This is a genomic window from Mesorhizobium sp. WSM4847 (assembly GCF_055811335.1).
On sequence record NZ_JBVVPY010000052.1, the window covers coordinates 1 to 11,977 of the forward strand.

An 11,977-nucleotide genomic window follows, 5' to 3' on the forward strand; every position below is an offset into this window, starting at 1 on the left:
AGGATGCAGGTGCAGACCTGCGCTCACAAATAAACATCCACCGACTGCAGAACACTGCGCCATCCACATGCGACGAGTTTATTTAATAGCAACACTGCCCTGCCCAGGACCTCAGTGGCTTGTTCGAGCGATCAATGAGAATAATCAGCTTTCTACCATCTCAGCCAATCGTGGTGGTCGGCTGATTGCGTTTTAACTTTGGCGCGGCCGGCCGGCGGGGATTCTGGGCGTGGGCGGTCGGGAGCTGGTGCCTCTTGGCGTCCAGCCGCTCCAGCATGCAACCGACGATAGCCTGAAAGCCGGGCTCCATGGCCTCTTGGCAATCGATCTCCCGATCCGCGTATTCGCCCTGTCGTCTTGGCGGTCTGATCATTCAGGCTTCCTCATAGATATCCCTCGCCGTCGGACTCGCGTCGCGGGATCAAGCCTGGCGACGCGCCCTCACTATCCAAAGCGAAGCCCATTCGCCTCCTGTGTCTTTCAACCAGCTCGCGGTCGCATTCGGGCACGCAGCGGTCGCTGCAACCGACATTCACAACTACCTGTGCGAAAGCGACGGCGAGCGCCCACCGCGCGGTTGACCCGCAGACATCACCGCTGGACGTTGTTCCTTGGTCTTCCCCAGCGCGCCAATTCAAAACGACCGGACGTCTATTTCGCCGTGGGCATTGTTGGCCGCCAGGAGCAACCGGATCGGAGGCCAGGCGGTGTCACGATTGGCGGGAGGCATCGTTCTCGCAGAGAGTTCTTTTAGGTGGAAGGGCTGGTCTCGCCGCCGGCGACTTTGGCGAGCAGCATCCCCAAGGTCAGGCGCGCTCGTTCATGGCTGCGTCGACAAAATATTCTCAAGAAGCTCGACAGATAGAGACGCCAAGTATCAGAGCATGATGCGATCCCTCGATAGCGAAATGCCTGGCGGAGCGGGAAGTGAATTGAACCAGGGGTTGACCCCACGAAGTCAGAGTGACGTGCAGCGAGACGTCTCAAGGGAACCTTTCCGGCGTTGTGCGCTTTGAGCATGCGTTTCACAACCCCGTGAGCGACAACAAAAAACGCTGGAACCAAAAGGAAATCCGCCATGGCGAAAGAAAAGACATTGGATGATCTCTTCCTCGATACGCTCAAAGATATCTATTACGCGGAAAAGAAGATCCTGAAGGCGCTTCCCAAGATGGCGCGCGCCCCCTCATCGGCCGATCTGAAGGCAGCCTTCGAGAAGCACAAGGACGAAACCGACGGTCATGTCGAGCGCCTGCAGCAGGTTTTCGAGCTCCTTGGCAAGCGGGCACAGGGCAAGACGTGTCCCGCGATCGACGGCATCATCGAGGAGGGCGAGGAGATTATGGAGGAGTTCAAGGGAACTCCCGCACTGGACGCCGGTCTGATCTCCGCTGCCCAGGCTGTCGAGCACTACGAGATCACCCGCTATGGCACGCTGAAGCGCTGGGCCGAGGTTTTGGGCGTGAGCGACGCCGCCAAGCTGATCGAACAGACGCTCGGCGAAGAGTCTATGACAGAGGCGCTCACCGGATTGGCGGACGCCTCGGCCAACGAAATGGCCAAGGCCGCCTGATCACACACCAGCCACCCCAACTGTGTTGGGGTGGCTATTTTAGTTCCAACATCCGTCTTTCGAGTAGGAGGCAATCATGGGTCGTGGAATTCTACTCTGGCTGCTCGGAGTTCCTATTCCGATCATCATCCTTCTCGCGCTGTTCATGCGGTAGGAGGAATCCATGGCATCAACCATCCTGGCGACCGACGGCGCCGCGCCGGTCGAGTCCTGGTCATCCGCAGTCAACTGGGGACCGATCATCGCCGGCGCCTTCGCTGCCTCGACCCTGACGTTCATCCTGATGCTTCTCGGGTCCGGCCTCGGGCTCACGATGGTGTCTCCATGGTCCAACGAAAGCGCCAGCGTCACCACCTTCGCTGTGTCCACTGCGATCTGGCTGGTCATCGTGCAATGGTTGTCATCCGGGCTCGGGGGTTACCTGACCGGGCGCCTTCGCACCAAATGGGTCGGCATTCATACGGACGAGACGTTCTTCCGGGATACCGCGCACGGATTCATGGCCTAGGCGCTGGCGACGCTTCTGGTCGTGTTCGTGCTCGGTTCGGCGCTGTCCGCGGCAATCGGCACCGGCGTCAAGGCGGCCTCGACAGTGGCCTCGGGAGCAGCAATGGGTGCCTCGGCAGGGGCGACCGCAAACGCCGGGAAAGACGGAGGCAGCGGCGCGGCGTCGTATTTCGTCGATGCGCTGTTCCGCCCGAACGATCCTTCCAGGCTGGCGGCGCCGGGCGCGGAGGGCGATGCGACAGCAGCCGCACAAGCCTCCCGCATCCTCATTACGAAAGCGGCGGCCGGCGAAGTCTCGGCCGACGACAAGACTTATCTGGGCCAACTCGTGGCCGCTCGGACTGCTTGTCGCAAGCGGATGCTACTGCCCGGGTTGATGCGGTGCTTGCTCAGGTCGAGGCGGCCAAAGTCCAAGCACAGGAAGCAGCCGACACAGCTAGAAAAGCCGGCGCCAGCTTCGCGCTGGTTGGCGCGCTTTCTCTCATGATCGGTGCGTTCATCGCCAGCGCAGCGGCAGCGTTAGGCGGCAAGCAGCGCGACGACGAAGAAGACGCGCTCCATCTCACAGCCAGTCGAAGCTGAAGACGTCTACTCCAGGCCGACCGAGAGGATCGGCCGGACTCCATTCTCCCGCCGCGCTCCCTTGTTTTTGTGCAACGCAGCAACGATATTGCTGCACGTGCGTTGCACGGATGGCCGTCCATTCCGGGCGTCACAACAGGGACGGCTCCATTGCGAAAAATCTCTGACACCATCGCCCGCCTTGCCGCGCTGCAGGCGCGACATGCCGCACATCCCGCCGACCTCGGTGCGTCAGACCACCTCCGGACGCTGGCCGACTTCGGTATCAATCCTGGCGGGTTGGAAGCGAAGTTCTACATTCCCAATGACCTATCCAAGGGCACCCCGCTCGTCGTCGTGCTGCATGGCTGCACCCAGAACGCGGCCGGCTATGACCATCATTCCGGCTGGTCCCAACTCGCCGACGAGGCTGGCTTCGCGCTGCTCTTTCCCGAACAGCAACGCGGCAACAATCCGAACCTCTGTTTCAACTGGTTCCAGCCTGGCGACACCAAGCGTGGTTCGGGCGAGGCGCTTTCGATTCGCCAGATGATCGAGACGATGGTCGTCACCCACGGTCTCGACCGAAGGCGAATCTTCATCACCGGCCTCTCGGCCGGAGGCGCAATGGCAGCGGCCATGCTGGCGACCTATCCGGAAGTGTTTGCCGGCGGTGCGTTAATTGCCGGCCTGCCCTACGGCAGCGCAACGACAATCCCGGAGGCCTTCGATCGCATGCGCGGCCACGGCGGTCCTTCGGAACAGGATCTGCAACGGGCCCTCCGCGGCGCATCGGATCATCGGGGACCGTGGCCGAGGATTTCGATTTGGCACGGTGCCGCTGACCACACGGTTTCGCCTTCCAACGCGGAAGCGATCGCAGGCCAGTGGCGGGGAGTCCACCGGCTTGAGAAAGCGCCGACGCGTCGGGAAGCTGCCGGACCGCACGCAAAGCAGGTCTGGCGTAACGGGGCGGGAGATGCCTTGATCGAAATCAACATGATCGCCGGGATGGGCCACGGCACCCCGCTCGGCAACGGCCTCGGCGCTCCGGGACCTTATATGCTTGATGTCGGCATCGCCTCCACACGCGAGATCGCGCAGTTTTGGGGGATCGCGGCAACCGAGGATAGCGCCTCCCGGAAATCGAGGCCGCAATTGCCCGCCAGCCAACGGCAACTACCCCAGTCACCGGCGCCAAGTATACAAAATGCGAAGACGAAGCCCCCGCAGCCGACTGCCATCCATCAATCGCGCCAGCCCGGCGTGAAGAAGATCATTGAAGATGCCCTGCGGGCGGCGGGCCTGATGCGCTAGGCGGACGGCGCGAATCGCTCGCCGACTGTCTCGCCGGCCCGCGAAGGTCAAGCGGCTCCGACCAGGCAAGGGAACGCGTCGTTCTTTGGAATCGGTGACCGCTTTTCATTGAGCGGTCGCCATGCACCTCGTCCAGATCCTGCTTCCCCGCGCGGACAACACCGGTCGCCCATTTGGCCGGGAAGATTTCGACCGTGTGAAGGAAGACCTGGCCAGCCGTTTCGACGGCGTCACAGCCTACCTGCAGGCGCCCGCGGAAGGTCAGTGGCAGGATGGCGAGCAGTCCAGCACAGATGAAATCGTCATCTTCGAAGTGATGGTGGATGATGTCGATCTGCCGGACTGGCGCAAACGGCGCGCCGAGCTAGAACGGCGGTTCCGGCAGGACACGGTGATCGCCCGCTACATGCCAATGGCGCTCGTATAGAGCGCCGATATCATGCCATCAACGTTAATCCGCAAGACCGAGTACGATCCGGAGACAAGGGTTCTCTCGGTGTGGTTCGTCGCGAGCGGCACGCGTTATGACTACGAGGCTGTGCCGCCGGAGACCTATGCGGCGTTCCGAAACGCCTTCATAAAGGGCCGGTTCTTCAACGACCACTTTCGCGACCGTTGCCGGCACCGCCCCATTGCCGAAGCATAGCGAGCGTTGCCTGCACGCGGAGACTCATGCGCCGGTTTCGGAGTTTGACGCGCCGGCTGGCTTTGATTCCGGGGAGCCCTTGTGGCGTAGGAAAATCGACAGCAGGACCAGGACGGCCGTCGACATGAATTCCGACTGCCAGTTCTGAAAGGACTCGAACCATAGCTGGGCGTCGAGAAGATAGTCTCCCAGGGATTGAACCTCGCCGCCGTGCCGAAGCGCCTCCTCGTTCGCGGCCGCCAGGCTCGCCCACCAATGCAAGGCAAATGAGATGATGAACAGCAGGGCCAGCGCCAAGCCCAGCGAGTATGAATAGAGCCACGACAGGATCGGGTTGCGCCTGCGGGTGGCGGTCGGAAGTTCGTCCTCGGGCCGGTTGGGATCATCGGGATCACGAGACTCGGCGGAACCGCGCTGGAACAGCATTGCAGTCAGCATGACATAGGCCGACATCTGCAGGAATTCGCTTTCCCAGTTCTCGAACAGCGCCGAGAGGAAGTCGCCGCTCGCAAGATAGGAGAGCAGCCCAATCGATGCCGAACCGTGGTTCTGAAGCTCTTCATTGTAGGCCGTATGACCCGACCAGATCATGCCAATTACACTGAACAAGAACATCGCCAGCAGGGCGATCGTCAGTCCATTGTCCCGGAAAAAACTTTTCATGGTCGTCTCCCTCGGCAGCTCCGGCTAACGCCAGTTCTCCAGAACCTCTTCGATCATCACCGCCTCGACTTGCTCGCTGAAGCGAGAGCGGTAGAGCTCCAACAGTGCCTCATGCGTCTGGTCAACCGAACTGCAGATGGCATCGGTCGCAAGGACGACACGAAAACCACGGTCGATGGCGCCGAGGACCGTGGCAAGCACGCAGACGTCGGTTTCGCCGCCGGTGATGACCAGCGTGTCGATCCCTGACCCATTGAGCATCGCGTCGAGCCGGCCTTCAGTCCACGGCGAATAGACATGCTTGTCGAGCGTTTTTGCCGGCGGCACGAACCGCGCCAGAGAAGGCATCAGATCGACGAGGCCGGCATCGATGTTGGCAAGGGTGACCTCGGCCCAACGCTGATAATACCGCGCCCACATGCCCGGTCCTTCGCCAGGCCGAGCGGCCGGAACAAAACGTGTGAACAGCGTTTGCTGCGGATGTCTTGCGGTCAATTCCTCGATGACCGGCAGCACGTTTTGCGCCCACGGCACGGCCCAAGGCCCGCCCGGCGCGAACAGGCGCTGCATGTCAACGCAAAGATGTAGGGAATTCTCACCAAGCGGACCGTGTACCAGGCCTAGGGCGGCCATGATCAGCCGCGGCCGCGGTGGGGTGATGCATAGTCTCTATCTGAGCGCGGGCGTAGCCCGGGAGGTCCCGCCGTAGCCTCGCATCTCTGCCAATCCGCCTTTAGCCGTTGCCGGTTCATGGTCTTGTCAGGCGGGCCGCTTGCGCCTCCTGCACGTCGATGGCGTACAGCAGTTCGCCGTTCTCGTCGCGCAGGCGCACGAGCCAACCTGAAGATCGTCCGTGCCCGGCTGAAGGTCGACCAGAAGATCGATAGCGCATCGAACCGCTTCCTCCCGCGCAGCCTCTAAACTTGGCATCCTGGAGGGAAGAACCTGACGGCCGCGTCCGCCGATACTCGAAGATATGGAGCCCGCCGTTTTCGTCATTCGCCGCTGTGACGGCGACTTCGTCAAAATTGCCATTGCTTCGGGCATCATAGTCGTTCACAGCCAAATCGAAGGTCGCGATCTGGACCAGGACCGCCTTCGCTCGATTGATAGGGGCCTCGTTGTTTCCGCCGACAACGCGTGCCAGGTCGACGGCAACGCAGTCACCGCCTTCGCCGCAGAAGATCACGCGCAGGATGGGCTGTCCGGTCGGGGCGGTTGCCTGGGTAACTTCGGTTCGAATGATCTGCATGAGAAACTCCGTCACCATCGCTAGAGTTTGACGGCCATTTCCCGCCTCCAGAGACGCAGCTTGCGGCAGCCCTCGATAAAACCGGTAATCGCCTTGGGATCATCGAGACCAATCATGCCTTCATCGGCTTCCGGATCGACGCCGGCCTTCTGCAGCAGCGGGACGGCGCCCGACGTGAAGCCGATGAATTTGCAATGAGCAAAAGCGTCGGCAACGAAATCGCGCGCGGCGGCCTCGCCCGTCAGGCGCTCCGCTCCTTCCTCGGAGAGGATCAGCGCTACTGCGTCGAACAGGACCGATGGCCCGCCGTCGATCATGTGCTTTGCAGCGATGAGACTTCCATCCGCCGCCTCGACGCCGCCCACCTTGGGCGCTATGACCTCCATCACTGCGCCTTCCTTCTCGATCGCTGCCTGGAGGTTCTTCAGCAGCGCTGCATCGGCGCCGGGACTGACAAGCACACCGACCTTGCGGCCAGCAAAACTGTCAGGCCCGTTCCGGATGATGCTGAGCGCCGGCGATGATTCGAGATCGTCCCTCGGCGCGACCGCCGCATCCGCGGGCTTGGGCAATTGCTTCATGCCAAGCTTGTCAGCGACAGTTTCTGCCAAGCCTTCATCAATGTTGAGGAGATGCGACACCATGCGCTCGCGGATAACCGTTGTCTCGACCTTGGAGAGCTCGAAGGACAGCGCCATGGCGATATGCTTCTGCTCAGGCGCGGTCTGACTGTTGAAGAACTGTCGCGCCTGGCTGTAGTGGTCGGCGAAGCTGTCTGCGCGCAGACGGACTTTCTGGCCTTCCTCCGCCTCGGCGAACGACCGGAAACCGTGCTGCGGCGATTCCCGCGGGCCTTCGCCGAATGAATTCGGCTGGTAGTTCACGCGGCCGACCGGATTGCGCATCGCCATGAGGCCATCCTGCTGGAAGTGGTGGAACGGGCATTTGGGTGCGTTGATCGGGATATGGGTGAAATTGGGGCTGCCGAGACGCTTCAGTTGCGTGTCCAGGTAGGAGAAGTTTCGACCCTGCAGCAGGGGATCGTTGGAAAAGTCGACGCCGGGCGGTACGTTCTGCGTCATGAACGCGACCTGCTCGGTTTCGGCGAAGAAATTGTCGGGCATACGATCGAGCACCAAGCGGCCGACCGGGACCGGCGCGAGGATTTCTTCCGGAATGATCTTGGTCGGATCCAGAACGTCGAAGTCAAAACTGTCCGCGAAGTCCTGATCGAAGAGCTGGAGGTTGAGCTCCCATTCCGGGAAATCACCAGACTGGATGGCATTCCAGAGGTCGCGTCGATGAAAATCGGGGTCAGCGCCGTTGATCTTGACCGCTTCGTTCCAAACGACCGACTGCATGCCGAGCTTCGGCTTCCAGATGAATTTGACGAAGGTGGATTCGTCCTTCGCATTGACCAGCCGGAACGTGTGAACGCCGAATCCCTGCATGAACCGGAAGGACCGAGGTATCGCCCGATCCGACATGACCCACATCACCATATGCATCGATTCGGGCGTCAGGCTGATGAAGTCCCAGAAATTGTCGTGTGCCGATTGCGCCTGCGGGAAGGCACGATCAGGCTCCGGCTTCACTGAATGAATGACGTCGGGAAACTTGATTGCGTCCTGAATAAAGAAAACTGGGATGTTGTTGCCGACGAGATCCCAATTGCCTTCGTTGGTGTAGAATTTGACGGCGAACCCACGCACGTCCCGCGCCAGGTCGAACGAGCCTTTCGAACCGGCCACCGTGGAGAACCGCACGAAGGCCGGCGTCTTCTCACCGGCACGCTGGAAGATATCCGCGCGGGTGTAAGCCGCTAGCGATTCATAGGTCTCGAAGAAGCCGTGCGCGCCATAGCCGCGTGCATGCACGACGCGCTCGGGAATGCGCTCGTGATCGAAATGAAAAATCTTCTCACGGAAGTGGAAGTCTTCGATTAGTGACGGTCCGCGCTGGCCAATCCTTAAAGTATTCTGGTCATCGGCCACTGGGCCGCCTTGGGCGGTCGTCAGGATCTCGCTGTCGCCTTCGGCGATCTGGTGAAGCTCGCCTCCGTTCCCCCGCACGAGCTTTTGATCATGGATCGTCGCGGGCTTGCCCGACGACTGTCTGGTTGTCTTGGCCATGCTTGAATTCCTTGAAAGGAGGGGCGGCTTCAGGTCTCCCTCAATGCTGGGACACCCACTTAAGTTCCTGGTGGTGTCACGTGGCCCGCATTTCGAAGAATAGCACTCGGCTGCCGGAACATCGGGCCCGCGCTCCGCCAGAGGCGCGGGCTTTTTCGTTGTCTGGGGGAACACGATCTCGCGACGATCGTTCGGGTCGCCAACAGAGCGCATACCGTCAGATCGAGGACAGGAAATGCGGGAAAGACAAGGGCTTAACCCATCAAGAAAAATACAATAGGCAGGAGCGCACGTCGGATGCTGCAAGGGCATTAACAGACATTGAGCGCGCAGCACGAGATGCAAAGACTGCTCGGCTGCGAGAGCAACGACTTAAGGCTGAAACCGCTCCTCCTGCTGCATTGGTAGCGAAACCGAAGAAAAACCGACAAGGCAACAACTAGTAGTCACCCGGGATGCGGCGGATTTCGTGTTCCGTTGTGAGCGTCCTTTTTAAGCGTACTCCGACATTGTCAAAGGTAAGCAGGTGGCCGTCGAGCGCAGGAAGGTGCGGGCATGAAGGTCTGCGCCGTTTCCTAAGCCGCCGAAGCCAGAACCCGCTCCAGGGGCCACGCCTGAGATTTGCAACGGTGGTCAAGCTGGTGACGGCTCGGCATGTCATCGACCTCGTGGCCCGCATGCATGGCTGCACGTATGCCATGCACGGCTGCACGTATGCCGAGGTGAGAGGACCGTCGCGTCAGTATAGTATCGTGGCAACGCGAGACGCGGCCATGTGCGCCGTGATGGTGCTGAAGCCGAGCTTGCCTAGGGGGCAGATAGGGTTGCTGTTCAATCGTGATCCGTCGACGGTGCAACATGCGCTCAGGAAGCGGGGATGCTTTGACCGACCCGCGCGTCCAAGCCCTATGTGATGAGCTCGGCATCAAGATTGTCGACCGGCATCGCTATCCGGAGCCGGGAGAGGCGCGCGCGGTCAAGACGCTGGCTCGCATCATACGTCGGCACGGGGAAGGGCACTTGCGCCTGGTGCTTTCGACCTTGGCCGAGACCGACAACAACAAGGGCCAACTAGACGAGGTTCTATTTTGGGCCGCATCCGACATGGTGCGGGCGTGCCCTGAGATACTCGAGCGCCGCGCCGGCGACTGGCTGACGATGTGGGATGTTTGCCCGCTCGGCGAGCTGCAGTTCATTGCCCAGGATCTGCGCGGCCTCGTGCCACTAATATTTTTGCATTTGTCGGTATGCTATACGAGCGGGTGGTCAAGGCATTTGGCCCGCGAGCATCCAGCCGGATTTGTTCGATGACCGCAGGAGAAATTCGGCATGAGTAACGTCGTATCGCTTCATGGCGACAAGCGCTGGAAAGCTGTTCTCGTCTACGACCACCAGAACGGCCCCATCACGATCGAGCACTTTTTGGAAGAAATTTCCGAGCTCCATAACGTCATTGAACACGGCCCGGACTGGAACACCCTGATTACGTGCACGGTGACAATCAACCGGACGGACGGCGGCGAGGAGCAGAACAGCCAGGAAAAAGAGGCGCGCCATGAACATCGGTGAAATCGCGGAGCGCTTCATCCGCGCGGCCGAGATCGAGCGCGCCAGCCATGAACATGTCGGGCCGGCCGGCCCAGCAGCTGCCCTATGTTCACACATACACCGATAAGCTGCAAAGAGGTGGGCGACAAGCTCGACCCTAAGGCAGACCCGCTAGCGTAGGAGCGAAGGGCGTTCTGGAACCGGATCGGCACCCTGCCGTCGGGACAAGAGATCAGCGAGCTCGAGGCGCTGCAACGAATGGCTGCTCGCCGTTGGCAATGAGAAGGAACGCCGAGCGTCCTCGCCGGGGCCAGATCCAAGGTCGGCGGCAAGTCATTCCGCAGCTGGTGCTTCAAGGTGGATGGCATCCACCCGAACACCGGACGGGATAGAAAAAACCGGGCTTTGCAGCAAATCGCGATCATTCTCGCCGCAGGGCCTCAATAGCGAAAGCGCCGAAATCAGGCTGTTGCATCATGAAATCAGGGGTGTTTCGGCTACGATCACGGAAGATGCGGGCGAACGGGACAGCCTGAATTCGTGGAACGCCGACGGCGCGTTCGCCAAGATCCTTTCATCGGAACATGACGACTTCTCTTGGGCTGCCAAGCGCAATGAGCGCCGATGCCAGCAAGAGGCGAGGCGGCGCAATCAAGCTGTGTGATTTGCGCCATTGACGAGCACCCGAAATGCCGCCCCAATCGGGATTACGTGGTTTATTGGGGATTCGCATGAACCGATTTCTCTTTGTGATCGCCGACTTTCTGTCCCGTCCGCCCGGCTTCTATGTGCTGCTCGCCGCGATGATAGCCTGCACTGCGATGGTTCCGTTTGGGCTAACAAACGTAATCACCTATGCGCTTTCTGTAGCTGCGATAGTGATTACCGGGGTCGTACTGATCCAGGGTTACCGCGACACCGCTGCCATCCATGCGAAGCTCGACGAGATCATCGTTGCATTGAAGGAAACGAGGAACAATGTCGTCGGGCTGGAGCACGCCGAGCCTGAGGAGATCAAAGCCCATTTGGCGAGGCTTGAATTGGAAGCAGCGGCGGCTGATCAAGAAGCTAAGCACGAGGGAGTCCCTGGCGCCTAATTACGCCAGCGGCTGCCAAGCACTGGCCGCGGGAAGCGCAGAAGCGGAAGGCTGCATGACCCGAGCTGAGATCAAAGCCGAAGTAGAATGGCTGCTGGAGTACGAAAGCCTTAGCGCGTCAGAGTCCGCAAACACACCGCTTCGGCTCTGAAGGTATTGAGGGCATCGAGCGGGAGTTCTTTGACCCCGGCGACAGCGGCAACATTTTTGCCCCGGATGCGTCTCGACCATCATAGACGGCTGTTGGCGCCGCTGATCGGCGCGATGTATGGCCTGCCCGGTATTCTGGTCGTCTGATGGCCCGGTTTTATGACGAGATGCATCAGGAGTTCGCGAGCGAGATGCTCGGCGAGTTCAAGCAGGGCGTTGTCATGCTAACCCGCACGGTCACAGCGCCGCCAGATCCGTCGACGCCATGGATACCGGGCGAGCCAGTGACGACGGTCTATCCACTCGATGCGGTGATGCGCCGCGTGTCTCAGAAATACGTCGACGGCACCCTCACTGTGGCGACCGACAACCAGATCACTTTCGCAGTACCCTCGATCGTCTCCGCCATGACGGACACACTCGTCATCGACGGCGTCGAGTTGGTCATGAAGGACCTACGGCCGATCCCGCCGGCCGGGACGCCGGTCGCGTATATCGCTTTCGTGGCGGGTTAGCCGCGGAGCGATATCC

14 protein-coding genes and 1 pseudogene are annotated in these 11,977 nt (G+C 60.6%); 10 read left to right on the forward strand and 5 right to left on the reverse strand.

From position 1 onward, the window contains the following. Positions 1–160: 160 nt before the first annotated feature. Positions 161–373, reverse strand: a complete 213-nt coding sequence (locus AC0L28_RS33905) for a hypothetical protein (protein WP_023803175.1) — start codon at positions 371–373, stop codon at positions 161–163. A 705-nt stretch (positions 374–1,078) separates the two neighbouring features. On the opposite strand from AC0L28_RS33905, the gene AC0L28_RS33910 reads away from it, so the two are divergent. The 5 genes and pseudogenes from AC0L28_RS33910 to AC0L28_RS33930 all read left to right on the forward strand — a co-directional run bounded on the left by AC0L28_RS33910 (position 1,079) and on the right by AC0L28_RS33930 (position 4,604). After that, a complete protein-coding gene (locus AC0L28_RS33910) occupies positions 1,079–1,573 on the forward strand; it encodes a YciE/YciF ferroxidase family protein (RefSeq protein ID WP_023803174.1) in 495 nt (164 codons plus the stop codon). 163 nt (positions 1,574–1,736) lie between these two features. Next, positions 1,737–2,662: pseudogene (locus AC0L28_RS33915) on the forward strand (hypothetical protein). 150 nt (positions 2,663–2,812) lie between these two features. After that, on the forward strand, positions 2,813–3,958 hold the full coding sequence (locus tag AC0L28_RS33920; protein WP_091591661.1) for an extracellular catalytic domain type 1 short-chain-length polyhydroxyalkanoate depolymerase: 1,146 nt from the start codon (positions 2,813–2,815) through the stop codon (positions 3,956–3,958). Between the two features lie 121 nt (positions 3,959–4,079). Beyond that, a complete protein-coding gene (locus tag AC0L28_RS33925) occupies positions 4,080–4,385 on the forward strand; it encodes a hypothetical protein (RefSeq protein WP_091591659.1) in 306 nt (101 codons plus the stop codon). A 12-nt stretch (positions 4,386–4,397) separates the two neighbouring features. After that, on the forward strand, positions 4,398–4,604 hold the full coding sequence (locus AC0L28_RS33930) for a KTSC domain-containing protein (RefSeq protein ID WP_128177998.1): 207 nt from the start codon (positions 4,398–4,400) through the stop codon (positions 4,602–4,604). A 24-nt stretch (positions 4,605–4,628) separates the two neighbouring features. Here AC0L28_RS33930 and AC0L28_RS33935 read toward each other — a convergent pair whose 3' ends face one another. The 4 genes from AC0L28_RS33935 to katE form a co-directional block, all read right to left on the reverse strand. After that, entirely contained in the window at positions 4,629–5,267 is a 639-nt protein-coding gene (locus AC0L28_RS33935; RefSeq protein WP_023803170.1) for a DUF6766 family protein, read from the reverse strand. Between the two features lie 24 nt (positions 5,268–5,291). Then, entirely contained in the window at positions 5,292–5,900 is a 609-nt protein-coding gene (locus AC0L28_RS33940; protein ID WP_023803169.1) for a cysteine hydrolase family protein, read from the reverse strand. A 115-nt stretch (positions 5,901–6,015) separates the two neighbouring features. Then, positions 6,016–6,519, reverse strand: coding sequence for a hypothetical protein (locus AC0L28_RS33945; RefSeq protein ID WP_473482808.1), 504 nt, complete (start codon positions 6,517–6,519; stop codon positions 6,016–6,018). Between the two features lie 20 nt (positions 6,520–6,539). Further along, on the reverse strand, positions 6,540–8,651 hold the full coding sequence (gene katE, locus AC0L28_RS33950; protein WP_473482810.1) for a catalase: 2,112 nt from the start codon (positions 8,649–8,651) through the stop codon (positions 6,540–6,542). A gap of 882 nt (positions 8,652–9,533) precedes the next feature. On the opposite strand from katE, the gene AC0L28_RS33955 reads away from it, so the two are divergent. The 5 genes from AC0L28_RS33955 to AC0L28_RS33975 all read left to right on the forward strand — a co-directional run bounded on the left by AC0L28_RS33955 (position 9,534) and on the right by AC0L28_RS33975 (position 11,961). Continuing rightward, a complete protein-coding gene (locus AC0L28_RS33955) occupies positions 9,534–9,962 on the forward strand; it encodes a hypothetical protein (protein ID WP_473482812.1) in 429 nt (142 codons plus the stop codon). A gap of 18 nt (positions 9,963–9,980) precedes the next feature. Then, on the forward strand, positions 9,981–10,220 hold the full coding sequence (locus AC0L28_RS33960) for a hypothetical protein (protein WP_023803165.1): 240 nt from the start codon (positions 9,981–9,983) through the stop codon (positions 10,218–10,220). A 448-nt stretch (positions 10,221–10,668) separates the two neighbouring features. Further along, on the forward strand, positions 10,669–10,863 hold the full coding sequence (locus AC0L28_RS33965; RefSeq protein WP_473482814.1) for a hypothetical protein: 195 nt from the start codon (positions 10,669–10,671) through the stop codon (positions 10,861–10,863). A 67-nt stretch (positions 10,864–10,930) separates the two neighbouring features. Next, complete coding sequence (locus AC0L28_RS33970) at positions 10,931–11,296, forward strand: low affinity iron permease family protein (protein ID WP_023803164.1); 366 nt, start codon at positions 10,931–10,933, stop codon at positions 11,294–11,296. A gap of 296 nt (positions 11,297–11,592) precedes the next feature. After that, the gene (locus AC0L28_RS33975) at positions 11,593–11,961 is read left to right on the forward strand and encodes a hypothetical protein (RefSeq protein ID WP_128170741.1); all 369 of its coding nucleotides are present in this window, start codon (positions 11,593–11,595) and stop codon (positions 11,959–11,961) included. Positions 11,962–11,977: the final 16 nt, after the last annotated feature.

What these genes read in the sequence shown, in the direction of transcription:
- AC0L28_RS33930 (WP_128177998.1), top strand. Translation starts at nt 4,398, where the DNA reads ATGCCATCAACGTTAATCCGCAAGACCGAGTACGATCCGGAGACAAGG.
- katE (WP_473482810.1), bottom strand. Translation starts at nt 8,651, where the DNA reads ATGGCCAAGACAACCAGACAGTCGTCGGGCAAGCCCGCGACGATCCAT.
- AC0L28_RS33905 (WP_023803175.1), bottom strand. Translation starts at nt 373, where the DNA reads ATGATCAGACCGCCAAGACGACAGGGCGAATACGCGGATCGGGAGATC.
- AC0L28_RS33940 (WP_023803169.1), bottom strand. Translation starts at nt 5,900, where the DNA reads ATGGCCGCCCTAGGCCTGGTACACGGTCCGCTTGGTGAGAATTCCCTA.
- AC0L28_RS33935 (WP_023803170.1), bottom strand. Translation starts at nt 5,267, where the DNA reads ATGAAAAGTTTTTTCCGGGACAATGGACTGACGATCGCCCTGCTGGCG.
- AC0L28_RS33970 (WP_023803164.1), top strand. Translation starts at nt 10,931, where the DNA reads ATGAACCGATTTCTCTTTGTGATCGCCGACTTTCTGTCCCGTCCGCCC.
- AC0L28_RS33910 (WP_023803174.1), top strand. Translation starts at nt 1,079, where the DNA reads ATGGCGAAAGAAAAGACATTGGATGATCTCTTCCTCGATACGCTCAAA.
- AC0L28_RS33945 (WP_473482808.1), bottom strand. Translation starts at nt 6,519, where the DNA reads ATGCAGATCATTCGAACCGAAGTTACCCAGGCAACCGCCCCGACCGGA.
- AC0L28_RS33925 (WP_091591659.1), top strand. Translation starts at nt 4,080, where the DNA reads ATGCACCTCGTCCAGATCCTGCTTCCCCGCGCGGACAACACCGGTCGC.
- AC0L28_RS33975 (WP_128170741.1), top strand. Translation starts at nt 11,593, where the DNA reads ATGGCCCGGTTTTATGACGAGATGCATCAGGAGTTCGCGAGCGAGATG.
- AC0L28_RS33960 (WP_023803165.1), top strand. Translation starts at nt 9,981, where the DNA reads ATGAGTAACGTCGTATCGCTTCATGGCGACAAGCGCTGGAAAGCTGTT.